Source organism: Chitinophagaceae bacterium (assembly GCA_007695095.1).
GTDB lineage: Bacteria > Bacteroidota > Bacteroidia > Chitinophagales > REEL01 > REEL01.
Map to the genome: position 1 here is coordinate 1 of REEL01000141.1, position 26,960 is coordinate 26,960.

Sequence of the window (26,960 nt, forward strand, 5' to 3'; positions counted from 1 at the left end):
TGTCACAAAATTAAAACTTAAATCAGCATTCTTTAAAAAAAACGAATTTCTTTCACTTGCCAATGCCGGAAAAGCAGCTTGACCTGTTGCCTGAAAGTACAATTGATCTCCGTTCAGGAGAGCTGACAATAAAAATCATCCCGACAAAAGCACTAAACAGCGTAAAAAGTCCAAACTCTGCCGTTGAATATAAACGAGTTATTACCGGATAAAAAATAACACCTATAAGCTGTGATACTGCTGAACCACCTGCAATTAATCCGGCACTTTTAGAAAAAGTACTGCTAAAAATTTTATTTAAAATGCGATTTTGATATCAGTAACTAATTGGGCTTAATCGGAAATATTTGCAATATAAAATTTTGCTTCTTAAGCATTATCACTTTTAAACTACTTTTTGTCACAATCTATAAAAAATTCAGGAATCAACATTCAAAAAAGAAATTGCTTGAGGGAATTTAATCATTTGGTTTAATAAAAAAAACCAGTTTATTGGAAGCCGCTGTTATTTTACCGCACTTTTGGATTGGTAGTCAGGAAGTTTGCGAAGGCTTATATTTTAGATCATCACTTGCGGACACTAGCGACAGAAGTGAATTTGCATGTTTCTTTATACCCTAAACAACAATAGCACTTTTTATATAACACTAAAGGTGTTGCACCAAAAGTGCTATTTTAAATTAAAAATAAGGTTTTGTTGGAAAAATTTGGCTTGGTTTGATGAAATGGATATGAAGTTTTTAGTTACTTGGTGGGGGGGTTCTAAAAAAAGAGGGTGGCACATACCACAGACAAACACCAGCTAAAAAGGAAAAAACCAACCCTAAAATTTTGAATAAAGTAAACTAATTAGTTAACTTTGTTGTTGTGGTAAGAGAAATTATTTTTTTGGAGACAAGGTAATTGACTTTTATAAAGCACAGGATTCTAAAATTCAAACCAAAATAGAGTATGTTTTAGATTTAGTGCGGTTTGAACGTCAAGTTCCGATTAAATTCTTTAAGAAATTAGAGAATACTGATGGGATTTATGAAGTACGAGTAATTACTTCAAAGAAAAGCATACGAATCCTCTGTTTCCGGGATGAAGGAACATTGGTGATTTTGACAAATGCTTTTTTTAAAAAATCACAAAAAACTCCGAGAAATGAAATCAAACTTGCCGAAAAGTTAAAAGGTGAATATTTAAAACAGAAAAAAGGTGAAAAACATTAAAACATTAAATCAACTTCTGGACGAGAAGTATGGGAAAAAAGGAAGTGCGAAGAGAGATCAGTATGATGCTGATTCTCTTGCTTTTCGTTTAGGTGTTATGCTAAAAGAGGCTCGTATTGAAGCGAACCTGACACAAGAAGAACTCGCCCAAAAAACCGGAACGAAAAAAAGTTATATCTCCAGAATAGAGCGGGGATTAAGTGATATTCAAATTTCTACTTATCACAAACTTATCGAAATCGGTTTAGGAAAACATCTTAATATTTCAATTGGTTAAAAGGCAAAAACCTTTTATCAACCCTTAACTGAAAAAAGCTTTAGAATAACTGTTATCTTTGCAGCATACAGTTTTTAATATGATATATATAGGGAAATACAATAAGCTACAGGTTTTGAAAGATACTCCTCAAGGGAAATACTTAGGTGATGATGTTGGCAATGAAGTGCTTTTGCCGAATGTGTTTATACCGGAAGGATTGGAAACCGGCGATGAGATTGAGGTTTTTGTTTACAGAGACTCAGAAGAACGACCGGTAGCAACAACCGAAAAACCACTGGCAACCGTCGGTGAGTTTGCAACTTTAGAAATCGGTAGCGTGCTGGATATTGGCACCTTTTTTAATTGGGGCTTACCAAAACAACTTCTGGTCCCAAAGGCACTGCAACACAAACCCATAGTCGCTGAAGATAAATTTCATGTGGTGCATATTCTCATGGATGAGGTTACAGACAGAATTGTTGGCACTACAAAGATTTCCCGGTATTTGGATAACTCTAATATAGAAGATCTTTCTGCCGGGGATGAAGTGGATTTAATCGCTTTTCATGAAACGAATCTGGGCATAAAAGTTATTATAAATCAAAAACACGAAGGCTTAATTTACCGGGATGAGATTTTTAAACCCATAAATTACGGCGATACTTTTAAAGGTTATATTAAAAAAATACGTGCTGAAAATAAAATAGACATCAGTCTTGAAAAATTCGGTTATCGTAAAGTTGATCCGGGCGCTGAAAAAATAATGGAGGTCTTAGAAACTTCTGACGGATTTTTGCCTTTGCACGATAAAAGCGATCCGGAATTGATAAAAAAACATTTAGGCATGAGCAAAAAGGTGTTTAAAAAAGCCATTGGCGCAATGTATAAAAAACGACTGATTCGATTGGAAAAAGATGGGATTCACCTGAATAAATCCGGCAAATAAAAGCTGATATAACACATAAATTTTCGCACAGATTTTTTAATTAAAGTACGTAAGTGGAAAAGCAGAATCAGGATTCAATCAGTTTAAATAAATATATCAGCAGCACCGGAATATGCTCCAGAAGAGAGGCTGACCAAATGATAAAAGACGGCCACGTCAGCATTAACAGGGAAATAGCCAAAACCGGCAACCGGGTGTTTGAAGGCGATATCGTAAAAATTAAGGGTAAACTTTTAAAATCAAAACCCAAAGCCGTTTATATCGCCTATAACAAACCCGTCGGCATTGTGAGTACTACCGACTCAAAAGAACCTAAAAATATCATTAAGAGCATCAACTATCCGCAGAGGTTATTTCCTGTCGGCCGCCTGGACAAACAGTCACAGGGTCTTATTTTTTTAACTAATGACGGGGATATCGTAAATAAAATTCTGAGAGCCGGTAATAATCACGAAAAAGAGTATATCGTAAGTGTTCGCCAAAAAATAGACGATCAATTTATCAATAGAATGAGTAACGGAATTCCAATTTTAGGCACCGTTACCAAAAAATGTAAAGTCCAAAAAATCAACGATTTTACCTTTAAAATCATACTGGTACAAGGACTGAACAGACAAATCAGAAGAATGTGTGAGTACCTCGGCTATGATGTAACTAAACTCAAACGCATTCGAATTATGCACATTACATTAGGGAATCTAAAGCCCGGAGAATGGAGAGCATTTACTCAAAAAGAAATCAATACCATCCAAAAACTGATTGCCGTTTCCTCTAAAACAGTTTAAATCTAAAAAAAAGCAGATTCATTAAACAAATTATGATTTTTTATTAATTTAGTGTTTTAATAAGGTCGTATTTATATGATTTTAAATCAACTACACTTTAATTTCTAATTTTTATAGAAAAAGATTGGAGCATTTCTATCACAATTAAAAAAACAAAATGAAAATCTTTAAAAACCTTTTGGTAATTATTCTGATAACTTTTACCATAACTTCCTGTAACAAAAACAGAGTGGAAGTCGGAGATGAACATTTAGGCGGTATTGTTATAGTCGTCGATGATAAAGGAAAAAATGGTGTAATAGCAGCTAAAAAAGACCAAATGGAACGCTCGGGAGTTGACGATTGGCGTAAAGCAAAAGACTTTTGTGCTGCTTATGATTTAGGTGGTCCCGGCTGGAGGTTACCAACTAAAGAGGAACTCATCATCATGAAAGATATGCGAAATATAATAGGTGGTTTTAAAAATGAGGTCTACTGGAGCGGCACTCTAAATGAAGACGGTACTAGAGCGTTTACACAAAATTTTAAACCGAATCAAGGTTTTTTCATCGTTTCTGACTGGAAAAATATTAATACTTGTTTTTACTGTGCAAGAGCGGTAAAAGACTTTTAATCTCATCTCTTTTTGAGATCCTTTAATACAGTGTATTGAATCTTAAATCGCTTTCTACTAAGCGGTAAATCTTTTACTGCACTTAATTTTATTCAATTTCAATTTCACTGTAACCGGCTCCCGTTTTTTTCATATTAATCCGGGTGGTGATTCTTTCTTTTAATTCATTTACGTGTGAAATAATACCTATTGATTTGTTATTCTCATTCTGCATTTGCTCTAAAATACTGATAGCCTGATCCAAAGATTCCGGATCTAAGGAACCGAAACCCTCGTCAATAAACAAAGAATCTATACGGACATTTTTTGCCGCCAAATCAGATAAACCAATAGCAAGTGCAAGACTGATTTTAAAAGTTTCACCACCGGAAAGCGTCGAGACAGATCGCCGGCTATTGCCCATATAGGTATCCATAACTTTTAGTACTGAAGACTCGTCCTGCTGCGGAACATCAAGTATATAACGGTCGGTAAATGCACTTAATCGCTTATTACCAAATTGAATTAACTGCTTAAGTGTCAGATCCTGAACAAAATTAGAAAACTTCTTTCCCTCTGCATCTCCTATCAATTGGTTCATTTTTTTCCAAAGATCAAGGTCTGCCTGCAGCTTTTCCAATTTAGCCTTCTCTGTTGAAAACTTAGCTTTCTGATCTTCATTATTACGCAATTGGTTTTCAATATTTCCTAATTTCTTGTTTTGTTCACTTTCTTCCGTTGTAAAAACATTTTTCTCTTCTTTCAATTTATTAATGTCGCCTATTAACTCTGTTTTTTTACGCATTTCACCTATTTCTAACCTCAGTGATTCGATTATAGAATTCAGTTTTATGCTTTTATTTTTTAGTTCTTCTAATTCTCTTTCCAGATCATCAGCTTCTTTTGGCGACAACAACTTATTTTTTAACTCTTCAATGGAAAAAACTTCGTGCGCACTGAGTTCCTTAAGGAGTTTTTCTGAAGTCTCTGTTTTTTCTTTTTCTAACAACTCTTTTCTTTGTAAAACTTTTGCTAAACTAATTTTTAAGCTTTCTGCAGATGTTGTTTGACGATTAAAATTTTCAGTCAGCTTACTTACATCTTTATCAATATCATCTCCGGTATAAAGGGCATCTTTTTCAGTCTTAAATATTTCAAATTGCTCCTTCTCTTTTTGATATGCTAAAAATACTTTCTGTAGGTCTGCGAGTATATCTGCCGCAGGAAATGTTTTCTCCAAACGAGTTAAATCTTTTTTACGCAAATCAATCTCACTTATTTTCTTTTTTACTTCTTCTAAACTTATGTTTTCAGGCCATTTTAATTCTTTAGCTTTCTGAATAATAGCATTTAATGTTTCTTTATTATTTTCTGTAACTGCTTTTATCTTTTCATTTCTTTCATTTATAAATTTTTCAGCATTAGAGATATTAGTAGAGATTTTAATTTTAGTGTTATTCACTTCCTCTAATTTGCGTTTTTTTTGATTTAATTGCTCTTCCAATAGAGAAATGTTTTGCTTCTTCAACTCTGTAGCGTAAGGATGTTCTGTAGAGCCACACAAAGGGCATGCCTCGCCTTCCTGTAATTCAGTCCGGTAATCTTCCAGACTTTTCGTTTTATGCAGCTCTGAAACTTGTTTTTCCAAATCCGGCAATTCTTTATTTAAAGTTTCAAACTCCACCTCTATTTTCTTCAAATCAGTTTCAAAGCTTGTGATTTCCTTTTTCCTGTCATTTATTTCATTATTATAATCGGCTATAAGATTACGCGTATTTTCATCCAATTGCTTTTTATCCTTCAGTGATTCTGCCTTGTCAATAGTTGATTGTATAACTAAACCTTCCTGCTTAACTACATCAAGTGAGTCAAATCCGGATTTAGCGATTTCACTAACAAAAGATGCTTTTTTAAGCTCTATTTCTTTTAAAATAAAATCTGCTTTTTGATCATGGTCAATTTCAACATCAAAATTACGCAGATGCTTAATTTGGTTTTTAATTCCTTCAACATGCTGTCTGGCATTTCTATTATGCCCATTAGCTTTTTCTATAAGCACAGAGACTTTCTTTTTAAACTCTTGTAAATCCTCATTAAAAAGCTCTTTTTCTATCTCTTTCTTCAGTAATTTAGAAGCTGCGTTTAAAGTTTCCGTTAAATCCTTTTCTACCTTTTGAATATCAGCAGAAATTTCATTTTCATCTTTCAATGCTTGTTTTAATCCTAAGGTTTTGTTTTCCAACCGATCTAATTCAGATTGAAAATGCCTTAACTTTTTATGTGATTGAAGCCTTATTTTATCATTTTTACGGCTATTTTTTTCAACTTCATGTTCAGACCATTCTTTATTTTTTGCAAGTAAATCTTGCTCTTTTTTCTCAAGACCCTCAGTATGGTTGATTTTTTCGGTTAAAGTTTGAATTTTCTTTTTGAGTATGGTTATTTGTTCATTGCTTTGTTTTTTTTCGATTTCTAAATTTTCAATGGTTTCCTCATCCAGAATTTCTATGCCTTCCATGCGTAAATGCTGATCTTTCACTTCGGTTTGGGCAGAGACAAATTTTCTATATGTCCTTCGGCCTATTTCTCTGTAAATTGAAGCTCCTGTAATTTCTTCCAGAAGCTTATTCCGCTCATCTTTTGCTGAGAGTAAAAGTTTTGAAAACTGACCTTGAGCTAAAATCATAGATTGAACAAATTGCTCATAATTCAGTCCTATAATTTCTTCATTTTTTGTAACTACATCTCCTTTTTTATCTGCTATAATTACTTGGGTTTGTAAATCTGTCAGCTCTTGCTTTCTATCACTTAAATTTTTGTTTCTGTTCTTTTTTATTGACCAGGACGAAAGGTATTTCTTTTCTTTTACTTCATATTCTACCTCTACATAACAATCATCCGTATTTTTTGTCATTATAACTCCCGTCTCCTCTATGATTGTATTGGTTATGAGCTTGTCAATACGAGGAATCCGGTTATACAAGGCAAGAGTTATGACATCCAGAAGCGTTGATTTTCCCGAGCCGGTTGCGCCTGTAATTACAAATAAACCGGCTTCTGCCAATAACCCACCGGCAAAGTCAATTTCATGCTCTCCGCGTAAAGAATGTATATTTTTAAATCTTATTTTTAATATCTTCACAATCTGTTTTTTATTTAGCCCAAACGGTCTTGGCTTACAATTTTAATTTACTTATTCTTTTTCATGAATTTCGGATAAAATCTCTCTGAAAGCATTTTTTAATTGCCCGACATCCGCTAAATCAGCTTCCTGCTCCAGTCTTTTTTCAAATAACTGCATAGGTTTGTAAGAAGAAATATCATCAGCCTCAGACAGCAAGCTTGATGTACCTTCAATTGCATTTTTAAAAACGAGCTTGAATTTTATTAACTGAAGGTTTACATTTTCTTCGGATGTGATCATCTCTTCATATTCACTAATGATAGTACTACTTTCATTTTCTTCTGTCACAATTATCTCTGCCAAATCTGCTAAGGGCGTTTCAGAATTATAATCCTCAATTTTGCTTTTCACACTTTCTAAATCTCCCTTTATCAAAACTAAATTCCGAAATCGGGGCACTTCAAGTCTCGAAAAATCAAACTTTTCCTTGTCGATATTAATTATGATTACTTCTTTTTTGTCTTCTTTTTCACTAAAACTTAAGGGAATCGGTGAGCCACAGTATCGAATATGCTCATGACCGGCACTTTGGGGCTTGTGAATATGACCCAAAGCAATATAATTTGCTTTATTACCAAAAATACGAGACTCTATACCGGCCTGATTACCAATTTGGATTTCACGTTCGCTATCTGAAACCACGGCACCCTGAGCAAATAAATGAGCCATAATTATAAACGGAATGCCATCGTAATGCTGTGTGTAATATTGATTCACTTCTTCAAAATAAGTTTCCATTCCGGCGCGTAATTGTTCTATTTTATCCTCATAAGATTCGCCCGGAGCAGCTTTTCGGATATCTTTATCCCTCAAAAAAGGAACCCCTGCCACAACTAGCTGCTCACCCCCTTTTTCAACTTTAATAAAAATATCTTTAATGTCTGAAGTAGCTCCTCCAATTACATGAATGTCCAAAGCATCTAATATATCTTTGGGAGCATTTAAAACCAAAGGAGAATCATGATTTCCGCCCGTGATAATCACTTTACAACGGAGGTGCAGCATCTTTTTTAAAAACGTATAATACTGCCTTAGCGCATGCTGTGAAGGATTTGCCTGATCAAACAAATCCCCGGACATAAGCAAAACATCAATCTTTTCTTTTTGAATCAACTCAGTCAGCCAGTCAAAAAATAGCTGAATATCTTCAGATAAATCAATTTTATGGAGTTGTTTGCCAATGTGCCAGTCAGAAGTATGTAGAATTTTCATACCACCAAATTTAAAACATCTAATTACGCATTTTTGCTTTCTGTAATTTTTTTTTAAAAAAATTGATGTTTTTAAATCTTTATTAGGCTAAAAAGCTGTTTGTAAAGGGGTCTGATCTAAATCAATAATATAAATACTTTTTCCGTGACCGACAGTCATAAATTTAGACTCATTCATAATGGCTATTGAATAAAGAGATAACTTTTCCGGTATTTGAAAACGTTCTGTCTCATTTGTTTTCCGGTTTATCATTATAACATCCCCACTTTGTGTGGTAGAAATGATTTTACCATTTATACTTTGCATTGTCCATAAACAGCCGGTTTCTTCAAACATTTCTGTATTCTGATTTATCCGTCCGGCAATTCCGTTCCTGTTATATCTGAAATTAGGTGCCCCGCCGTAAATAAGGCCATCTATATCATTGACAACATAAATCAGGCCTCTAACTCTGTCCAGTCGATTCCACTCTTTAAAATCGGTGGTCTTCAATATATGTGAATTCACTCCATTAAATGTAGCTGCAATTAAACTGCCATCATCTTTTTGAAGTATAGACCATACAAAGTGACTTCTATTCTTCCACTTAACCTGAATGGACTCCAGATTGGGATCAACTTTTGCAATAAAGCCTCTGGGTAGTCTTTTACGTCCTCTGGAAATACCGCTTGTGCCTCCGGAAACTAAAATGTCGCCGCTTTCCAGAACAATCATATCATAAAAGCATTTATTACCGAACCCGGAAAAGGTCTTGCTGATAAATGAATTATCTCGTGTATCAATACGGTAAATGGCTCCCCGGTTGGTTGCCATGAATACATAGTCACCTGAATTGACCATTTTTAATATATTTAATCCCGAATTCGGAAAATCTATATTCTCATAATTCCCAAAGGTGTCTATTCGCTTTAAAATGCCATGCTTCCCCCCTGCCCAATATTCATTTTCATTCACTTTAATAACAGAATAAAAACTACTGTCGCAAGACTCGTCATACATCACAGCATCTATATTTTGACCATAAATGACAAAAGTATAACAAGTAAATAAAATTATGTACAGCTGTTTTCTCATCTTAATCATCTAAATTGAATAGCTACTTCAATTTTTTTCTGATGTTTTTTCTGTTAAAAAATTATATTGTCCTTCCAGATAGGCACGATAGTTTGCCATTCCTTTTATTATTATAGCCGTTGTATAAGCGTCAGATTTCCAAAATAAAAAGGTTCTGACAACAGTACCACCTGAAAAGAACACTCCCCCATCCCATGATATACCTGTTTCATTTTTTAATGAGTGAGCAAAGATAAATTCTATTCCTTTTTCAATGGCATCTCTGCTATTATTTTTTTCATACTCACCTGCATTGATGAGCGCATTCACAGCATAGGCCGTGGATTGCAGCCTGTCCCGATTATTTATAACTCTTCTGGATGACCATCCGCCATCCTTTTCCTGATTTTCAACTATAAAATCTACTACTTTGCGAATTGTCTCCTCCGGTAATTGCACTCCCAATTGATATGCCTGAGTAAGTGAGTAAGGAAATTTATACCGATTTGGATAATAAAATCCGGCTCTGTCAAATCGTTCTTCATTAACTAATTTTACCAAATAATCGATAGAAGAGTTTGCCCCTTCAGCCATTTCTAATTCATCATATAAAGAAAGTGCGCTTAAAACATTTGCATTTACCACTCCGCAAAGGTCATTAGTGCCATAAGGCAAATAAGGCTCATAAGCATGCGGATAACAGATACTGAAAGGAAGATAAAAGGTTTTATTATGAAAAATAGTGCGAAAAATACTCCATTTTCTAAAGGAATGTTCCTCTGTAAGCCAGGTTAAATATGCCCCCGTTTCATAATCGTTTCCATATAAAAAGTTATACCAATGCCTGTTGGTTCTGTTCATATCACGATATTCATCAAAAATTGGAGAAATCTCTAAATTTTCAGGATTAACGCCACTTAATTGCTCAACCGATTCTTCACCAAAAATCTTTTTGTGCAGCAAAATGGCTATATACCCCAAAGAAGTATCGTCAGCATCTTCTACTATATTAGCGGCATTATTGATGTACCGGGACTCAAGTGGAAAGTTAGTTGGTCTTCTGACCAAATTTTGACCATCTAGTTTATCACCTCTCTTTAGATCCCGGTTTGGAGGCAGCAGATTCCAAAAATTAAATTTATTTCCATTTCGGTATCCTAATACCCGCTCAAAAGACGGTTTAAGCATTACCGGTATACTTTCATATTCCGGATAAAGAAGATAAATCTGAGCTAATGCATTATGAATAGAAGCAACTGAAAAACAATTGGAGTCATCTACTTTTGATTGCTCCCCCAATAAGATAAAATTACTTTTCAGATACATAAAAGTTTGCCACTCTCCGCTATAAGAATAACCTTCAATTGTTTCACTGCGTTGGGTATGCTGCAAATAATTAATCCCTCCTTCAATATGTGTAATTAATTCCTGATGCAAGTTTGAAATTTCTTTATGGTGGATAGCAGATACCTTTTGAGGTAATATAACTACACAAAAAATAAGCATTCCAAACGATAAACTTAGAGCCCTGAATGTTCTGTTTTCTAACATTTGAAAGTATAATACGAACATGTATATGCTTAGTTTCACCATAAGTTGTTAATCCAACTTTTTTAAAATAATTTGCAAAGTTAATAAAATGATATTTTAAAAAAAAAGCACATTTTTATAGCTCTGTGATGAATAAATTAGAAGCTCAAAAATATTATGATGAATATATGGTGTTTTTAAAAGTATTTGCACTTTTAAGTCAAAATGAAAGCCAAACACAGTAGTTTTTTGTTAAGGTTTTGCTATTTTAGTGTTAATTCTTTTACCTTAAATAATTTTCCTTCTAAAATGTTAAGTTTCAAATCATTTCTACTTAGATGTACCCTATTACTTTTTTTGACAAATGTTTTTTTTATAAAAACTGTTTTTTCTCAACAAATCATAAACTTAGAACTTCTTAAATACTATGACTATACTGAATTAAATGATTTGGCATCTTCTCTGGGATTACCCTCATCTATTGCCCCGGTAGAATATGAATTGGGATATTATAAATTGACATATACAACCACTGATCAGCATGGTCAACCAACATTTGCTACCGGAGGTTTAGTTATTCCTGCTAATGCAAGTTGTCCATTACCGATTGCCAGCTATCAACATGGTACAGAAAGTCGTAAAGCAAGTGTACCTTCAAATTTTTCTGATGAATATCAAATAGGTATCATTTACGGAATGGGCGGAATGGTCGTTGCCATGCCCGATTATTTAGGAATGGGCGATTCTCCCGGACTGCACCCATACATGCATGCACATACACAAGCAACTGCAACTGCCGACATGTTGCTGGCTATGCAAGAGCTGGAAGATTCACTTTACACCTCCAATGAACAGTTGTTTTTATTTGGATATAGTCAGGGTGGGCATGCTACTATGGCAGCTCACAGATATATACAGGATGAATTGCAAAGCACGTTGAATGTTACAGCCTCGGCTCCTATGTCCGGACCTTATGATGTCAGCGGCATTCAGGCAGATCTTATTGCAAGCGATGATCCGTACCCAACTCCCAGCTATCTACCTTATATTATTCTATCCTATCAGTCTGTTTATGGAAATCTCTATAATGATTTATCGGATATTTTCATTGCTCCTTATGACTCTATGATTCCTATCTGGTTTGACGGAACTTACTCCACCGGTTATATTAATCAACAACTACCTTCTGTTCCAAAAGATATCATTAAGCCTTCTGTGATTGACGATTATGAAACAGATTCGCTGAATCACCCGCTACGACTTGCATTAAAAGATAATGATGTAACAGACTGGGTACCTCAGTCACCTGTTCGTATGATTTACTGCGAAGCTGATGATCAGGTGAGTTACCTCAATGCAATTGTTGCTTTAGATAAGTTTACTGCCTTAGGTGCGACAGAAGTGGAGGCCGTTAGTGCCGGTGCCAGTTTTAATCATGGTCAATGTGTGCAAACTGCATTGATAAATGCAAAGCTATACTTTGATAATTATATTGAAAGAGAAAAGGCTCCTTTGATAGAATTTGACATTGTTCAAAACCCGGATGGAAATCAAAATGGTATAGTAGAACTGATAACAAACAATGATGTGAACTTTACCGTTGAATGGAGTGATGGCAACCAATCTGCTTACCGCGATGACTTAGGTATCGGAAACTATGAAGTAAGCCTCTTTTTTGAAAATGGATGCATAGTAAATAAGACTTTAACATTGCCTTTTAGTTCAACAGCTAATACCGCTAAAGTTAAAAATATTCGTATTTCACCCAATCCGGCTCAAAACTCTATATTCATAAATTCCGGAGAAGTCGGTTTTAATGTAGTTACTATACATGATTTACAGGGCAAGATTGTGAAAAGAGAAACTTTTTCAAACACCAAAGATTTTCATGTCAATGTTTCCGATTTAACAAAGGGTTTATACCTGATACATTTACAAAATACCGAAAGCGTATACACTGAAAAGTTAATTATCATTGATTGAGCCGGGAAATATTCATTTCCTGTTTAACTTTGCTGTTTCTTGTATCAACTTAACATGTATAAATAAGGTTCTTTAATGAAAGTATTGTTTGTCTGTAAAAAATCTCCATTTCCGGACCATGATGGGGAGTCTCTGGCTATTTCTCAATTAATAGAAAATTTCATCGCTGAGGGGCTTCAGGTTGATATACTTTTCATGAAAACGCCAAAGCATCCCATAGATAAAAAAGACTTTCCGGAGGAAATTCTAAATAACTGCCGGGTGGAAAGTGTGACAGTAGATACGAATTTAAAAATTCCCGATGCGGTCCTAAATCTGTTTTCAAACATTTCATACCATGTAGATCGTTTTCTATCTCCTGAATTTACCTCAAGGCTGTCTCAGATGCTAAATGAAACTAAATATGATATTATCCAGCTTGAAGGTTTATATATGTCCTTATATACTCCGGTAATTAAAAAAATACAAGCAGATGCCAAAATCGTACTCAGGGCTCATAATGTGGAGTTTGAGATTTGGGAAAGGCTTACAGAACAATTACCTTTTGGGCTTAAAAAAGCGTATTTAAACCTTCAGACCAAACGACTAAAAAGCTTTGAAATTAATCAGCTCAACACTATTGACGCTATAGTTCCGATTACGGAAAAAGATGCAGATACTTTTAAACAGCTGGGTTGCAAAATTCCGGTACATGTCAGTCCTGCCGGATTTAAACTCAAAAAATGGGACAATATTCAAAATGCAAACATCATAAATAAAAGCATTTACCATCTCGGTGCATTAGACTGGTTACCGAATCTGGAAGGTATTGAGTGGTTTTTAGAAAAGGTCTGGCCGGAAATAGTTTCTGAAGAGCCCGAAGCGAATTTTTACATAGCCGGAAGAAACTTTCCAAAAAAGGTAAAATTTTCGTCCCAAAAGGGAGTCCATCTTATTGGAGAAGTTAAAGATGCAAAAGAATTCTGTATAGATAAACAACTCATGATAACCCCGCTTTTTTCGGGTAGCGGAATGCGATTAAAAGTGGTTGAAGGAATGGCCGCCGGAAAAACAATAGTCTCTACCAAAATAGGCGCAGAAGGAATTAATTACACCTCCGGGGAAAATATTTTAATAGCAAATACGGCTGAAGAATTTACATCTGCTTTGCTGGAATGTTTTAAAAATGAAGCTTTAACAGAAAAAATTGGAAAAAACGCACGGGATTTTGCATTTAAACACTACGATAGTCATAAATTTGCGCAAGATTTAATCGCTTTTTACAGCCGCATATAATATGGCTTTACTTTTTGAAATATTTTTTTGGCTGTCCGTCTTTGGAATCGCCTTCAGTTATCTGATTTATCCTGTTATTTTAGATTTCAAAAGCCGTAGAAAACTGCCGGAATGGATAACCTTTGCCGGAGAAAAGAAATGGCCGGATGTATATATATTGATGGCTGTCTACAATGAAGAAAAGGTAATACAAAAAAAGCTGGAAAGTATTATTTCTGCGCATTATCCCTACGGGAATATTCATCTTTATATTGGTTCTGATTGCTCTACGGACAAAACAAATAAAATCGTTGAATCTTATCAAGTCTCTAATCCGAACCTGCACTTCTTTGTAATGGATCAGCGTTCCGGAAAATCGGGTATTCTAAACTTTTTGCACGAAACAATTAACAAAAATAAGGCTGTCAGCAAGAATGATGTTTACATATTAACCGACGCCAATGTAATTTTTGACAAGTATACCGTTTATGAATTAGCTAAGCATTTCAAGGACGAAAAGATGGGTGTAGTAAATGCTAATATATTGAATATCACACCAAATAGCAGAGGCATTGCACAGGAAGAAAAAACCTATATTCAGCGTGAAAATCGAATAAAATATATGGAAGGCATTAATTGGAATGCCACCATAGGGGCCTTTGGAGCCTGTTATGCTCTAAGAGCAGTAATCTTTGAAAAAATCCCTGTTAATTTTTTAATGGAAGACTTTTATCTGAGCATGAAAGCCTTGGAAAAAGGATACAAGTCTATAACAGACCTAAATGCACAAGTCACGGAAGATGTATCTGAAGATGTAAAACAAGAATTTAAACGAAAAATAAGAATATCTGCCGGAAACTATCAAAATCTGAATAGATTCAGGCACTTATTACATCCTAATAAAAAAGGAATTGCTTTTGCTTTCTTTTCTCATAAGGTTTTACGCTGGTTAACGCCTTTTTTGATTATATTTTCACTCATTTTCAGTGGTATTCTCGGAACTGTTTCCGATTTTTACAGTTATATATTTTGGATACAGTCAGCATTAATAGTTTTAAGTTTAATTGATTACTTTTTACAACTGCTTCGGATTAAAATACCCGGGATACGATTGATTAGTTATTTTTATATGATGAACCTGGCTCTCTTAATAGGATTTTTTAAATATTTAAAAGGAATAAAAACAAATGTCTGGCAACCTACAACAAGAACAAATTAAATTAGACAAAGTAGAAGATGCTATTGAAGATATACGAAATGGTAAGCTTGTAATAGTCGTCGACGATGAAGACCGTGAAAACGAAGGAGATTTTATAACTGCCGCTAAGGTAGTAACTCCTGAAATCATTAATTTCATGGCAACCTATGGAAGGGGGCTGATTTGTGCACCTTTAGTGGAAGACCGTTGTGATGAATTAAATTTGGAACTAATGGTCGGCAGAAACACTTCACTGCACGAAACCCCTTTTACAGTTTCTGTAGATTTGATTGGTTACGGCTGCACAACCGGAATTTCAGCAACTGACAGAGCTAAAACCGTACAAGCTTTGATAGACCCTAATATCAAACCGGAAGAATTGGGGAAACCCGGTCATATTTTTCCGCTAAAAGCAAAAAGAGGCGGCGTTTTAAGAAGAGCAGGACATACGGAAGCAGCTATTGACCTCGCTCGTTTAGCCGGGTTTGAGCCGGCTGCGGTTTTGGTGGAAATCATGAACGAAGATGGCAGCATGGCAAGAATACCGGAACTACAGGTAATTGCTCAAAAACATAATCTCAAGCTAATTTCCATAAAGGATCTAATTACTTACAGACTTGAAAATGAAACTCTCATAAAAAGAGAAGTAAGTGTAAAAATGCCTACCAAATACGGAATTTTCGATTTAGTTGCCTACTCACAGCTGACGACCGGCGAGAATCACCTGGCCTTAGTAAAAGGCAGCTGGGAAGAAGATGAAGCTGTAATGGTCAGAGTTCACTCTTCCTGCATGACAGGCGATATTTTGGGTTCTCTCAGATGTGACTGCGGAGATCAGCTTCAGGCTGCTATGAAAAAAGTGGAAGAAGAAGGAAAAGGTGTTGTTTTATATATGAATCAGGAAGGTCGCGGGATTGGCCTGCTCAATAAATTAAAAGCTTATAAACTCCAGGAAGAAGGGAAAGATACAGTAGAAGCAAACCTTATGCTTGGCTTTAAAATGGATCAAAGAGACTATGGAATTGGGGCTCAGATTCTAAGAGACTTAAGTATCTCTAAGATTAAATTACTTTCCAATAATCCCAAAAAGAGAGCAGGACTCATTGGTTACGGACTCGAAATTGTCGAAAATATAAATATGGAAGTTGAACCCAACTGCCACAATGAGTTTTATCTGAAAACGAAAAGGGATAAAATGCAGCACGATATTTTAAAAGGCCATAAATAATTCTAATGGATACTGTGCATAAAAAATATATGCAAAGGTGTATCCAGTTGGCTGAAAATGCAGCCGGACAAACCTACCCAAATCCATTGGTTGGTTCTGTAATAGTTCATGATGACAAAATTATCGGAGAAGGATTTCATAAAAAAGCAGGCCTTCCTCACGCTGAGGTTGAAGCCTATAATTCTGTGCCCGAAGACAAAAGAAAACTCATACCCGAGTCTACCATTTATGTGAATTTAGAACCTTGCAGTCACTATGGAAAAACTCCGCCATGCAGTGACTTGATTATTGAAAAAAAGTTCAGGCGGGTAGTTGCAGGTGGACTGGATCCAAATCCAATAGTGAGTGGGAAAGGCCTTAAAAAAATAGAAAATGCCGGCATAGAAACCATCTATGGCATTTTAGAAAATGAATGTCGCTTTCTAAACAGAAGATTTTATACTTTTTTTGAAAAGAAAAGACCATTTATCATTTTAAAATGGGCCCAAACTCAAAATGCTTACTTCTGCCCTATCGGCTCTGAAAAAAAATGGATAACCAATAAATTTGCAGATATCCAAACCCACCTGTGGAGAAGCCGGGAAAATGCAATTTTAGTTGGTTCAAATACGGTTTTGATTGATAATCCCGGATTAAATGTCAGACATGTGGAAGGGAAAGACCCTATCCGAATAATTTTTGATCCGGAAAATAGCATTCCCAATAGTCATCCTATCTTAAACCATAATAGCAAACTCATCATTTTTAATCATCTCAAAAATAATACACAGGATAATATAACTTATTTCAAAATTGATTCTAAAGAAAACTTTATAGATAAAGCACTCGAACATTTGTATTCAGAAGGCATACAATCCATTCTGGTTGAAGGCGGCAAGTTTACTTTGGATAAGTTTATTGACAACAATTTGTGGGATGAAGCGAGAATTTGGATTGGTGACAGCAATTGGGATGATGGAATCCCGGCACCATCCTTAAATCAGAAAACTAAATATTCAACTGACATAAAAGGAAATACATTACAGTATTTTTTCAATACTCTAAATGATAATAATTTTTAAACACAATTTGATGTTTTATCATTAAATCTGTTATAATAATTGAAATAAGTAAATTATACATTTATATTTGTTTTATTCTAAAAATAAAACAAGATGTCTGCCCACCAAAAAATATACAGAATTTTCAATGTTATTAGTCGTTTGCGTTCCCCAATTGGTTGTTCAAAGGAAAGAATGGCTGCCGATTTTGATGTTAATGTACGAACTATTGAAAGATATTTTGAATTGCTGAGAGATATCGGATTTAATATCGAAAAAAAAGGTCCCCGGTTTTTCATCAACAAATTGGCTAATGAAAACCTAAAATATGAGAACTTTATCATTTTTAGTCTGGAAGAAGCCTCTTTAGTTAAAGAATGTTTGCTGAATCACTCAGGGCAATCCGTTTTTAAAAACAGCTTACTGCAAAAACTCTATGCTCTAACTGAAATAGATGAAATAACAGATGAATTTTATCTTTTAAACATTAGTAAAAACATCAGTGAGATTCGAAACGCTATTAAAGAGAAAAAGCAAATTATACTTAAAAACTACACTTCAGTAAATAGTGAATCAGAAAAAGATCGCTGTGTTGAGCCTATACGGTTGATTCAATATTGCAGATATTTATTGGCTTTTGAACCGGAAAGCAATAGTGTGAAACAGTTTAAAATCGAACGCATTCAAAGAGTTGAAAATACCGGTAAAAATTGGACTAATGAAAAAAATCATCAAACTCTGGAAACTGACATTTTTGGGATGAACGGAGAAAAGAGTTATCAAATTCAATTGAAACTTAGTTTACGTGCTTACAGTCTCTTAACCGAAGAATTTCCGGGCTCTGAAAGGTATATAAAAAGATCTAAAAAAAATATTTACTTTACTCCTACCGTAAACTCTTTTAAAGGCATTGGCAGATTTACATTAGGCCTGATCGATGAGATTGAAGTAATAGAATCCGATGAATTTAAAAATTACCTTTCAGAAAAATTAAAAAAAGTTTTATAACGACACTAGTTGTCGCAGGCATAGTTGAACTTTGTATTTATAAGTAAACAAAGCACTTAAGAATATAAATTTCAAGCATGTATTTTTTTTAAACACAACTGAAAACCAAGATTGTTTTGTTTGTTAAACCTGTTAGCTTGTCTGTGTCATTCTACCCTTATCCGGTTCCTTTTTGGCGCAGGCAACTAACAGGCTATTTTATCAGAAAAACTAATGATTCTTAATCAGAAATTCCAAAGTATTTTGACCATCAGCATAATCATCCAGCTCAGGAAATTGGGTTTTCCCAAATGAAATTGCAAGTTTTTTTTCACGTAAAATCTCATTTTCACCGGCTATACATTGTATTCCATCTTTAAAATTATTCAGCATTTCTATTCCGTGCTCTATATTCTTATACTTTTGATAATGTAAGCAAGAAACAGGTGATGAAAGAGAAGCATCTTCATAAAGAATTAAAAAATCAGATACCAAATGCTCCCGTTTACTCAATAACAGTAAAGAGCGGTGATAATCAAAATTATTAAGATATCCTGTATGTTGTGAAAGCTTATATTTATCCTCCCAAATATCCAGCAACTTAGTTACATCATAGTCTTCCGGAATTAAGACATTTGTGATATTCCGGCAACCCAGACCAAAATACGTAAATACATCATCCGACAGTAATTTCAGCTGCTCATCGCTTTCAGTTCCATCTAAAAAAGCTACAGAATTTCTGTTTTTGCGCAAAATGTGAGGGTACTTGGAAAAATAATATTCAAAATACCTGTGTGTATTGTCATCACCCGTAGCTATAATAGCATCAGGGGAACTAATCCTTTCTGAGAAATGAATATAATCTGCAATCTCACTATTTTGAGATTTTAGAAAATCATTAATAATCGGCCATAAAAACTTATCCTTTGAGGACATTTTAATTACTGAAGTATAATTAGCGATAAAACCGGCTAAAAAATCATGAAAACCGACCAAAGGAATATTCCCTGCCATTATCAGGGCTAACTTTTTAGACGGCTTTTCATTTGGTATTTTATCCTTAAAACTATCAGTCCATTTCAGTAATGCATCCTCATTCAGGAATTTTTGGGCTATATGCCCCAGAGAACGGTTTACATTATCTTCAGTGAACCATTTATTATGCTCACCGGCTAAACGAATCCCTTCTTTTAAGACAGCAGGTTTTTCTTCTAAAAAAGCTCTCAGATTACCGAGCAATTCAATTTTTTCTTTCAAATCCATTTTGCAAAAATACAAAAAAGTGCCTGCAAAAATTCAGAAAATTAAACTCAAACATAAAAAGCGTTGTTACGTATTTAATGATTGCATTTTATTAATTTTGCAACATGTTTTTTTAACTAAAATCTATTTGTATGGCTATAATGATAACTGATGAATGTATAAATTGCGGAGCATGCGAACCGGAATGTCCGAATAATGCAATTTACGAAGGCGGAGTTGAGTGGGCAATGTCTGACGGAACGACAGTAAGTGGAACCGTTAAATTAAAAGACGGCTCTGAAGTAGATGTGAATGAACGATTTGACCCGATAGCGGAAGACTATTACTTTATTGTGCCGGATAAGTGTACAGAATGCGTAGGTTTTCACGAAGAACCTCAATGTGCCGCTGTATGTCCTGTTGATTGTTGCGTTCCTGATCCGGATAATGTGGATAGTGAAGAAGAGCTACTTGCTCGCAAAGAAAAAATGCATTTATAATCCATTTCAACTTTTTCTAATAGCGGATACTTTTGGTAATTCTTTAGTGTCCGCTATTTTTTTTGCCTTAAATGATGCAATTTCAGTATTGCTGCCACACTTATAGCATCTGTAATTTCTCCCTTCATTACCATTTCAAAAGCTTTAGAAAAATGCACTTTTTTAAGTTGCAATTCCTCCGTTTCCTCTTGTTCAATCTCCCCTACTTTTTGAAAATCTTCAGCTATAAAAACAATTGCTTTTTCATCGGTTATGCAATTAGAAGTATGCAAATCCATTAATTGAGTATATTTAGCCGCAATAATTCCGGTTTCTTCTCTAAGCTCACGCTTTGCTGCATCCAGCACATCTTCCCCTATCGGGCAACCTCCTTCAGGAATTTCCCATGAATATTGATTCAGGGGATAGCGATATTGACCGACCAAATAAATATTATCATCACTATCCAGAGGTACTACGCCTACAGCAACACTTTTTACCATTACAACACCATAAATGCCGGGCTTCCCTGCCGGGTTTAGTACCTTATCTTCACGCAAACGAATCCAGTTATTGTCATAATGCACCGAACTGTCTAATAGTGTCCACGGATTTTTTACCTTACTTTCCTTCATTTAAAATTTTTTTGATTTGCTCTACCCCTTCCGTAGCTGATTTTTTAATAAAATGAATATTATCAAGACCATGTACAGGAGGCGATGTGGGGTCAACAATATACACAGGCACGCCCGGCCTGGCATAATTCACAAGGCCGGCTGCAGGATATACCTGCAAAGAGGTTCCTATTACTATCACTATATCAGCTGAAGGCATCAAATCCATGGCTTTATATATCATAGGGACTGCCTCTCCAAACCAAACGATATGCGGACGTAACTGACTGCCTTCCGGACATAGATTACCGGTTACCAAGTCTTTTTCCCAATCATAAATTAAATTCTCATTGCCGGTGCTTCTTACTTTGAGCAATTCACCATGCAAATGAATAATATTCGTTGAACCGGCTCTTTCATGTAAATCATCAACATTTTGTGTAATTACCGTGACATCATAATTTTTTTCCAGATCGGCAATGAATGTGTGCGCTTTGTTGGGCTTAACTTCTTTAAGTTGTTTTCTACGCATATTATAAAAATCAAGCACCAAATCCTGATTCATTTGCCAGGCTTCAGGGGTTGCTACATCCTCTATTCTATAATTTTCCCATAAACCTCCGCTGTCTCTGAATGTAGACAAACCGCTTTCTGCACTAATACCGGCACCACTTAAAACAATTATTCTTTTTTTGGTCATAGATTTTTGCTATTGAAGTTTGATATATTTTACGGCTTCTAATTCTATGCCTCTAAAACCGTCTTCCACATTTACTTTCATGCTTAACTCAACTACTCCCGCTTGTCCTCTTCTTGTATTATATTCCCAAACATGCCAACCTATTTCGTCAGACTGACTTCTGCCGTATTTACGTGTGAAATATTCATAGACATCCTTTTCAATTGTCTGTATCATTTCGAGGTTATTCAAAGAATAGAAAGCCGTTATCATATCCAATTCACCGGCACCGTTAAAAAAATACTGTATATCCAAAAAATCATTTGTAGATGCTCCTTCCGGCCTGTCAATATAATGTAAAAAATCATTGTCCTCATCCAATAGCTCACCATATTCTGCCTCTTTAACTTCTTCTATAGATACATCAAACTCAATACCTCTGAACACTCCGGATCTGTCACCTATAAATGCTTGAGAAACCGGATCCATTCGCTCAAAATAATTGCATGATACGAAAAAGATAAGTGACAATAGAAATACATATTTTACATTATTCATGATGCATTTTTTAATAAAATTAGTTACTAATTTACAGATTGAAAGTCATTTTTTGAAAACTAACACTAACTAACTGACAATTCAAACGTGAAAGTACTATAGTTAGATTTATTTTCAACAGGCTTTTTTCTAAAAATATCAAAAAAAATAGACAAAAAACATGCTAAAAGTAGAATTATAAAGCGTTTATTAAAAAAAAAGCCTGAAAGAAATCTTTCAGGCTTTAATTGTGCTTAGTTTAAAAACTTAGTTTTTATTTAAAAGAACTTTTCTAGAAAGTTTATATTTTCCTGTTTTTTCGTCAATATCAAGCAATTTTACATTCACCTGATCTCCGATATTTAAGACTTCTTCAACTTTCTCTAAGCGTTTCCACTCTATCTCAGAAATGTGAAGTAATCCTTCTTTACCGGGTAAAAATTCAACAAAAGCTCCGTAAGGCATAATCGTTTTTACCGTTGCTTCATAGACTTCTCCAATTTCCGGCATAGTTGTAATACCTTTAATCATACTCATTGCCTTATCAATCGCTGCTTTATCTGAAGAAACTATTTCAATAATACCCACATCACCTTTTTCTTCGATAGTAATTATTGCTTTAGACTGCTTTTGAATTTCCTGTATAACCTTACCGCCCGGTCCTATTACCGCTCCAATAAACTCTTTAGGAATACTGGTTTTGACAATTCTCGGTGCATGAGGTTTGTAATCTTCACGCGGCTCATGAATTAATGTGTTCATTTCGTTAAGAATATGAAGTCTGCCTTCTCTTGCCTGATGTAAAGCTTCTTTTAATACATTAAAATCAAGGCTTTTCAATTTAATATCCATCTGACATGCAGTAATTCCCTGCTCTGTACCGGTAACTTTAAAATCCATATCTCCAAGATGATCCTCATCTCCTAAAATATCGGATAAAACCATATATCGGTTGCCATCAGAAATTAATCCCATAGCTATACCTGAAACAGGAGCTTTTACTTTCACACCGGCATCCATTAAGGCAAGTGAACCGGCACATACTGTAGCCATAGATGATGAACCGTTAGATTCAAGGATATCAGAAACGATACGAACAGTATAAGGATTCGTTTCGCTATCGGGTAATACTTTTTTCAATGCTCTTAAAGCAAGATTTCCGTGTCCTACTTCTCTTCTTCCGACACCTCTGTAAGGTCTTGCATCACCGGTACTGTATGGAGGGAAATTATAGTGAAGCATAAAGTCGAGTGTACCACTGGTAGTAGCTCCATCAACCATTTGCTCATCCATTTTTGTTCCTAATGTTACGGTTGTAAGTGATTGCGTTTCTCCTCTTGTGAAAATACTTGAACCATGCGCTGACGGCAAATAATCTATTTCACACCAGATTGGGCGAATTTCATTATTCTTACGACCATCTAAACGAATTTTATCACTTAATGCAACTTCTCTGATTGCTTTTTTTGATATTGAACCAAAATATTGATTTATCATAAAAGCCTTTTCCTCTTTTTCTTCCTCTGATAAGGTTTCCAAAAGGGCTTCTTTCACTGCTTTAAAATCGTCAGCACGCTGAAGCTTATCGGCATTTTGCTTTCTGGCGACTTCCTGAATTTTATCAAAACAAAAATCTTCTATTCGCTGCTTTAATTCTTCATCATGATTTTCATGAGAATATTCTCTTTTTTGAACATTTAGCATAGCTACCAACTCATTTTGCTTGGTACACTGTAGTTTAATAGCCTCATGCCCTACCTCTATGGCCTTAATCATTTCTTCTTCAGAACATTCATTCATCTCACCTTCTACCATGATTATACTCTCTAATGTTCCTGCCATAAGCATATCAATATCAGCTCTTTCTAAATCCGTTTTTCCGGGATTCACAACATATTCACCATCAATTCTGGCTACTCTTGCTTCTGAAATTGGACCGTTAAAAGGGATATCAGAAACTGAAATAGCTGCACTAGCAGCCAAACCGGCCAAAGCATCCGGCATATCATCATTTCCTAAAGAAATAAGATTAATATTCAAAAAAGTATCTGCATGATAATCATCAGGCAACATTGGTCGAATAGCTCTGTCTACTAAACGGCTGATTAAAATCTCATGCTCGGAAGGTCTTGCTTCTCTCTTAAAAAAACCACCGGGAAACTTTCCTGCTGATGCGTATTTCTCCTGATAATCTACTGTTAATGGAAGAAAATCTACATCTTCCTTAGCTTCTTTAGCGCTGACTACAGTTGCCAGTAACATAGTGTTACCCATTCTAACTACAACGGAACCATCAGCCTGCTTAGCTAACTTTCCCGTTTCAATTGTAATTTCCTTGCCATCCGGCATTTGGAAACTTATACTTGTTCCTAATTTATTCATTTATGATTATTTTGTAACTTAAAAAGCCCCCTAAGGCTTTTAATTTTTGGGGGCTTATCTTCTTAATTTTAAATCTTCGATTAACTTTCTGTAACCTTCCAGATTTCTTCTCTGAAGGTACTTTAGCAACCTTTTTCTCTTTCCAACCATCCGGTTCAGGGCTTGTGTGGTTGAAAAATCTTTACGATGTTTCTTCAAATGGTCTGTTAAGCTCGATATACGAAACGTTAATAAGGCAACCTGGCCTTCTACAGATCCTGTGTTCATTTCTGAACCACCGAAATCTTTAAAGATTTCTTGTTTTTTTTCTTTTGTTAAATATGACATTGTCTTTACTAATTTTCCTTTTTGTAAATCAGCCACAAAGTTAGCATTTTATCTTTTAATTTTATCATTTCTCTGCAAAAAATTATCTGCTGTTTCTGATTTTAACGGTAAAAAAGGCAAATTTAATTTGAATAAAGTGCACTTCGGAGATCAATTACCAAAATTCAATGCCCTTTTTTCAAACTATTTAGCAATCAAGATGTTTATATAAATAAAAATATGTTTGGATTATTTAAGAAAGACCCCCTAAAGAAATTAGAAAAAGATTATCTTGAGCTAATGGAAAAAGGCAGAGATGCTCAAAGAAATGGTGACCTCCATGCCTACGGAGATTATGTAGGAAAAGCTGAAGAAATAATGAAAAAAATTGAAGAGCTAAAGAAAAAAGGCGAGTCTTAGCCTTACATTCTTTTATTTTATGTTATTTCTTCTATTTTTGTAAAAAAATTAAATAAACAAAGTTAAACTATGATTCACGAACAACTATTAAAGTTAAAAAGCTATAAATCTTATCCGTGCGTTTCAATTCTATTACCGACCAGCCGGACTTTTCCCGATTTCAAAAAAGATGAAATTGTTATTAAAAACCTTTTGAAAGATGCCGAAAGCAGACTTTTAGATAAGTTTCACAAAAGAGAAATTCAAAGCATTTTGGATAAAATGGAAAACTTCCAGAAAGAAATAGATTATAAACACCTACTCGACGGAATGGGTATTTTTATATCTAATGAAACGCTGGAAATTGTTTATATGCCTTTCCGGGTTGAAAAAAATGTAGTTATAGATGAATCTTTTCAGGTGAGGGATATCGTTCATACTTTAAACAGAATGTATCATTATGCGGCTGTGGTTATAAGTGATAAAAAGACTAAGGTTTATGAAGGCTATAACAGTAGTCTTTCTGAGATGGAATTGGAAGACTTTCCGGTAGGAATAGATGATTTGGCAAACCACGATTCAAGCTTTGGAGACCCCAGAGCCAGAGATAAAAGTTCATTTGATGAAAAAAACAGACTTAAATTAGTTACTTTCATTGATGATGCTCTGACAAAACACGTTAGTCAGGATTTACCTTTAGTAATTATAGGTGTTGATAAACAAGTAGGTTTTTTCAAGAAAATTACTAAAAATGAAAGCCATATTTTATTTTATATCACAGGAAGTTATGATTACGCTACTCCTCACGAATTAAATAAAGTGATTTACCCTCATTTAGAAGAACATATCAAAAAAGAAAAGGAAAGCTTACTTGGTTTACTTTCAGAAGCGGTTAGCAGAGGTACATATACTTCCGGCATCAGTCAGGTTTGGAGAAAAGCGCATGAAGGCAGAATTCGCACCCTGATTGTTGAAGATAACTTTTCTGTTGGTGCGGACCTGGAAGAAGGCGGTTTGAGTATAAGCCTGAATTCAAACAAAGACAGAAAGTCCCATATAGAAGATGCTGTGGATGATGTAGCAGAAATGGTCATCTTAAAAGGCGGTAATGTCCGTTTTGTAAAAGAAGGCTCATTAGAAAAGCATGATCGTATTGCTTCTATTAACAGATATTAATATTTAGCCTGACAGGCATGTCGCAAAACTTTATTACGATAGAAATTGCCGGGCAACAGCTAAACTTGTTGCCCGAAAAGGCAATTTTTCGTCCGTCAGATAAATCACTTATACTTTCAGATGTGCATTTGGGGAAATCTGCTCATTTTAGAAAAGCAGGCGTACCTTTACCGCAACAAGCTGATTATGAAAATTTAAATCGTTTAGAAACGCTAATTGACAAATTTGAAGTGAAAAAAGTAATCGTTAACGGAGACTTATTTCATTCTTTTTACAATAGCTTTGCCTCTTTCTTTCTGGAATGGAGAATCAAAATTCCGATACCCATGTTACTTATCACCGGCAATCACGACTTAATGCCGGATAGTTTTTACAAAGATGCAAATATAGAATTAAGCAAAAATCCTTTTGTTGATGAGCCTTTTATTTTTTCTCATGAACCGGATTCCATAGAAGATCAATTGGATTATTATGCCTTTTACGGACATATACATCCCGGCATAAGGCTTCATGGTCCGGGCAGACAAAGTCTGAAACTCCCTGTATTTTATTTTACAGAAAAATATGCTCTTTTACCGGCATTTGGTTCCTTCACAGGACTGGCTTTTATAAAACCGGTTAAAAACTCCAGAGTATTTGTATGCCTTAAAAATGAAGTTTCGGAAGTGAAAAGTTAATAAG

26 protein-coding genes are annotated in these 26,960 nt (G+C 34.9%); 16 read left to right on the plus strand and 10 right to left on the minus strand.

Annotated elements, in window-relative coordinates:
* Positions 1–602: 602 nt before the first annotated feature.
* The 6 genes from EA412_11325 (at position 603) to EA412_11350 (ending at position 3,817) form a co-directional block, all read left to right on the plus strand.
* On the plus strand, positions 603–806 hold the full coding sequence (locus EA412_11325; protein TVR77312.1) for a hypothetical protein: 204 nt from the start codon (positions 603–605) through the stop codon (positions 804–806).
* 96 nt (positions 807–902) lie between these two features.
* Positions 903–1,214, plus strand: coding sequence for a type II toxin-antitoxin system RelE/ParE family toxin (locus EA412_11330; GenBank protein TVR77313.1), 312 nt, complete (start codon positions 903–905; stop codon positions 1,212–1,214).
* Positions 1,201–1,491: an XRE family transcriptional regulator gene (locus tag EA412_11335; protein TVR77314.1), complete on the plus strand. Its 291-nt coding sequence runs from the start codon at positions 1,201–1,203 to the stop codon at positions 1,489–1,491. The genes EA412_11330 and EA412_11335 overlap by 14 nt, the downstream gene beginning before the upstream one ends.
* 79 nt (positions 1,492–1,570) lie before the next feature.
* Positions 1,571–2,419 (plus strand): GntR family transcriptional regulator, encoded by an 849-nt coding sequence (locus tag EA412_11340; GenBank protein ID TVR77315.1) that lies wholly within the window; start codon positions 1,571–1,573, stop codon positions 2,417–2,419.
* A gap of 53 nt (positions 2,420–2,472) precedes the next feature.
* Positions 2,473–3,204, plus strand: coding sequence for a 23S rRNA pseudouridine(2604) synthase RluF (gene rluF, locus EA412_11345; GenBank protein TVR77316.1), 732 nt, complete (start codon positions 2,473–2,475; stop codon positions 3,202–3,204).
* 157 nt (positions 3,205–3,361) lie between these two features.
* Positions 3,362–3,817, plus strand: coding sequence for a hypothetical protein (locus EA412_11350; protein TVR77317.1), 456 nt, complete (start codon positions 3,362–3,364; stop codon positions 3,815–3,817).
* An 88-nt stretch (positions 3,818–3,905) separates the two neighbouring features.
* Here the strand turns inward: EA412_11350 and EA412_11355 are convergent, their stop codons facing one another.
* From EA412_11355 to EA412_11370, 4 genes are all read right to left on the minus strand, one after another.
* The gene (locus EA412_11355) at positions 3,906–6,938 is read right to left on the minus strand and encodes a hypothetical protein (GenBank protein TVR77318.1); all 3,033 of its coding nucleotides are present in this window, start codon (positions 6,936–6,938) and stop codon (positions 3,906–3,908) included.
* A gap of 51 nt (positions 6,939–6,989) precedes the next feature.
* Positions 6,990–8,192 (minus strand): exonuclease subunit SbcD, encoded by a 1,203-nt coding sequence (gene sbcD / locus EA412_11360; protein ID TVR77319.1) that lies wholly within the window; start codon positions 8,190–8,192, stop codon positions 6,990–6,992.
* An 87-nt stretch (positions 8,193–8,279) separates the two neighbouring features.
* Positions 8,280–9,266, minus strand: a complete 987-nt coding sequence (locus EA412_11365) for a hypothetical protein (GenBank protein TVR77320.1) — start codon at positions 9,264–9,266, stop codon at positions 8,280–8,282.
* A gap of 27 nt (positions 9,267–9,293) precedes the next feature.
* A complete protein-coding gene (locus EA412_11370) occupies positions 9,294–10,838 on the minus strand; it encodes a hypothetical protein (GenBank protein TVR77321.1) in 1,545 nt (514 codons plus the stop codon).
* A 162-nt stretch (positions 10,839–11,000) separates the two neighbouring features.
* On the opposite strand from EA412_11370, the gene EA412_11375 reads away from it, so the two are divergent.
* The 6 genes from EA412_11375 (at position 11,001) to EA412_11400 (ending at position 18,486) form a co-directional block, all read left to right on the plus strand.
* Entirely contained in the window at positions 11,001–12,758 is a 1,758-nt protein-coding gene (locus EA412_11375) for a T9SS C-terminal target domain-containing protein (GenBank protein TVR77322.1), read from the plus strand.
* A gap of 75 nt (positions 12,759–12,833) precedes the next feature.
* On the plus strand, positions 12,834–14,033 hold the full coding sequence (locus tag EA412_11380) for a glycosyltransferase (GenBank protein TVR77323.1): 1,200 nt from the start codon (positions 12,834–12,836) through the stop codon (positions 14,031–14,033).
* Position 14,034: 1 nt separating this feature from the next.
* Positions 14,035–15,231 (plus strand): glycosyltransferase, encoded by a 1,197-nt coding sequence (locus EA412_11385; GenBank protein ID TVR77324.1) that lies wholly within the window; start codon positions 14,035–14,037, stop codon positions 15,229–15,231.
* Positions 15,200–16,438: a bifunctional 3,4-dihydroxy-2-butanone-4-phosphate synthase/GTP cyclohydrolase II gene (locus tag EA412_11390; protein ID TVR77325.1), complete on the plus strand. Its 1,239-nt coding sequence runs from the start codon at positions 15,200–15,202 to the stop codon at positions 16,436–16,438. The genes EA412_11385 and EA412_11390 overlap by 32 nt, the downstream gene beginning before the upstream one ends.
* Before the next feature lie 5 nt (positions 16,439–16,443).
* On the plus strand, positions 16,444–17,499 hold the full coding sequence (gene ribD / locus EA412_11395) for a bifunctional diaminohydroxyphosphoribosylaminopyrimidine deaminase/5-amino-6-(5-phosphoribosylamino)uracil reductase RibD (protein TVR77326.1): 1,056 nt from the start codon (positions 16,444–16,446) through the stop codon (positions 17,497–17,499).
* 93 nt (positions 17,500–17,592) lie between these two features.
* Positions 17,593–18,486, plus strand: a complete 894-nt coding sequence (locus EA412_11400) for a WYL domain-containing protein (GenBank protein ID TVR77327.1) — start codon at positions 17,593–17,595, stop codon at positions 18,484–18,486.
* A 210-nt stretch (positions 18,487–18,696) separates the two neighbouring features.
* Here EA412_11400 and EA412_11405 read toward each other — a convergent pair whose 3' ends face one another.
* Positions 18,697–19,728 (minus strand): acyl-CoA reductase, encoded by a 1,032-nt coding sequence (locus EA412_11405; GenBank protein ID TVR77328.1) that lies wholly within the window; start codon positions 19,726–19,728, stop codon positions 18,697–18,699.
* A 131-nt stretch (positions 19,729–19,859) separates the two neighbouring features.
* On the opposite strand from EA412_11405, the gene EA412_11410 reads away from it, so the two are divergent.
* Positions 19,860–20,207, plus strand: coding sequence for a 4Fe-4S dicluster domain-containing protein (locus EA412_11410; protein TVR77329.1), 348 nt, complete (start codon positions 19,860–19,862; stop codon positions 20,205–20,207).
* Between the two features lie 53 nt (positions 20,208–20,260).
* Here the strand turns inward: EA412_11410 and EA412_11415 are convergent, their stop codons facing one another.
* The 5 genes from EA412_11415 to EA412_11435 all read right to left on the minus strand — a co-directional run bounded on the left by EA412_11415 (position 20,261) and on the right by EA412_11435 (position 24,725).
* Complete coding sequence (locus EA412_11415) at positions 20,261–20,821, minus strand: NUDIX hydrolase (protein TVR77330.1); 561 nt, start codon at positions 20,819–20,821, stop codon at positions 20,261–20,263.
* A complete protein-coding gene (locus EA412_11420; GenBank protein ID TVR77331.1) occupies positions 20,808–21,500 on the minus strand; it encodes an NAD-dependent deacylase in 693 nt (230 codons plus the stop codon). Before EA412_11420 ends, EA412_11415 begins: the two co-directional genes overlap by 14 nt.
* Positions 21,501–21,509: 9 nt before the next feature.
* A complete protein-coding gene (locus EA412_11425; GenBank protein ID TVR77332.1) occupies positions 21,510–21,968 on the minus strand; it encodes a hypothetical protein in 459 nt (152 codons plus the stop codon).
* A gap of 315 nt (positions 21,969–22,283) precedes the next feature.
* Positions 22,284–24,398 carry a polyribonucleotide nucleotidyltransferase gene (gene pnp, locus EA412_11430; protein ID TVR77333.1) on the minus strand — a complete coding sequence of 705 codons (2,115 nt, stop codon included), beginning with the start codon at positions 24,396–24,398 and terminating at the stop codon, positions 22,284–22,286.
* Between the two features lie 54 nt (positions 24,399–24,452).
* Complete coding sequence (locus EA412_11435; protein TVR77334.1) at positions 24,453–24,725, minus strand: 30S ribosomal protein S15; 273 nt, start codon at positions 24,723–24,725, stop codon at positions 24,453–24,455.
* Between the two features lie 219 nt (positions 24,726–24,944).
* Between EA412_11435 and EA412_11440 the strand changes: the two genes are divergently transcribed.
* The 3 genes from EA412_11440 to pdeM all read left to right on the plus strand — a co-directional run bounded on the left by EA412_11440 (position 24,945) and on the right by pdeM (position 26,956).
* The gene (locus EA412_11440) at positions 24,945–25,124 is read left to right on the plus strand and encodes a Lacal_2735 family protein (protein ID TVR77335.1); all 180 of its coding nucleotides are present in this window, start codon (positions 24,945–24,947) and stop codon (positions 25,122–25,124) included.
* A gap of 69 nt (positions 25,125–25,193) precedes the next feature.
* Positions 25,194–26,279 (plus strand): hypothetical protein, encoded by a 1,086-nt coding sequence (locus EA412_11445; GenBank protein ID TVR77336.1) that lies wholly within the window; start codon positions 25,194–25,196, stop codon positions 26,277–26,279.
* A 17-nt stretch (positions 26,280–26,296) separates the two neighbouring features.
* The gene (gene pdeM, locus EA412_11450; protein TVR77337.1) at positions 26,297–26,956 is read left to right on the plus strand and encodes a ligase-associated DNA damage response endonuclease PdeM; all 660 of its coding nucleotides are present in this window, start codon (positions 26,297–26,299) and stop codon (positions 26,954–26,956) included.
* The last annotated feature ends 4 nt before the right edge of the window (positions 26,957–26,960 follow it).

Coding starts and splice junctions, on each gene's coding strand:
- EA412_11390 (TVR77325.1), top strand. CDS start 15,200: ATGTCTGGCAACCTACAACAAGAACAAATTAAATTAGACAAAGTAGAA.
- EA412_11365 (TVR77320.1), bottom strand. CDS start 9,266: ATGAGAAAACAGCTGTACATAATTTTATTTACTTGTTATACTTTTGTC.
- EA412_11340 (TVR77315.1), top strand. CDS start 1,571: ATGATATATATAGGGAAATACAATAAGCTACAGGTTTTGAAAGATACT.
- EA412_11410 (TVR77329.1), top strand. CDS start 19,860: ATGGCTATAATGATAACTGATGAATGTATAAATTGCGGAGCATGCGAA.
- pdeM (TVR77337.1), top strand. CDS start 26,297: ATGTCGCAAAACTTTATTACGATAGAAATTGCCGGGCAACAGCTAAAC.
- ribD (TVR77326.1), top strand. CDS start 16,444: ATGGATACTGTGCATAAAAAATATATGCAAAGGTGTATCCAGTTGGCT.
- EA412_11350 (TVR77317.1), top strand. CDS start 3,362: ATGAAAATCTTTAAAAACCTTTTGGTAATTATTCTGATAACTTTTACC.
- EA412_11325 (TVR77312.1), top strand. CDS start 603: ATGTTTCTTTATACCCTAAACAACAATAGCACTTTTTATATAACACTA.
- EA412_11405 (TVR77328.1), bottom strand. CDS start 19,728: ATGGATTTGAAAGAAAAAATTGAATTGCTCGGTAATCTGAGAGCTTTT.
- EA412_11375 (TVR77322.1), top strand. CDS start 11,001: ATGAAAGCCAAACACAGTAGTTTTTTGTTAAGGTTTTGCTATTTTAGT.
- EA412_11415 (TVR77330.1), bottom strand. CDS start 20,821: ATGAAGGAAAGTAAGGTAAAAAATCCGTGGACACTATTAGACAGTTCG.
- EA412_11420 (TVR77331.1), bottom strand. CDS start 21,500: ATGACCAAAAAAAGAATAATTGTTTTAAGTGGTGCCGGTATTAGTGCA.
- EA412_11385 (TVR77324.1), top strand. CDS start 14,035: ATGGCTTTACTTTTTGAAATATTTTTTTGGCTGTCCGTCTTTGGAATC.
- EA412_11370 (TVR77321.1), bottom strand. CDS start 10,838: ATGGTGAAACTAAGCATATACATGTTCGTATTATACTTTCAAATGTTA.
- EA412_11435 (TVR77334.1), bottom strand. CDS start 24,725: ATGTCATATTTAACAAAAGAAAAAAAACAAGAAATCTTTAAAGATTTC.
- EA412_11425 (TVR77332.1), bottom strand. CDS start 21,968: ATGGATCCGGTTTCTCAAGCATTTATAGGTGACAGATCCGGAGTGTTC.
- EA412_11440 (TVR77335.1), top strand. CDS start 24,945: ATGTTTGGATTATTTAAGAAAGACCCCCTAAAGAAATTAGAAAAAGAT.
- EA412_11400 (TVR77327.1), top strand. CDS start 17,593: ATGTCTGCCCACCAAAAAATATACAGAATTTTCAATGTTATTAGTCGT.
- EA412_11445 (TVR77336.1), top strand. CDS start 25,194: ATGATTCACGAACAACTATTAAAGTTAAAAAGCTATAAATCTTATCCG.
- EA412_11380 (TVR77323.1), top strand. CDS start 12,834: ATGAAAGTATTGTTTGTCTGTAAAAAATCTCCATTTCCGGACCATGAT.
- sbcD (TVR77319.1), bottom strand. CDS start 8,192: ATGAAAATTCTACATACTTCTGACTGGCACATTGGCAAACAACTCCAT.
- pnp (TVR77333.1), bottom strand. CDS start 24,398: ATGAATAAATTAGGAACAAGTATAAGTTTCCAAATGCCGGATGGCAAG.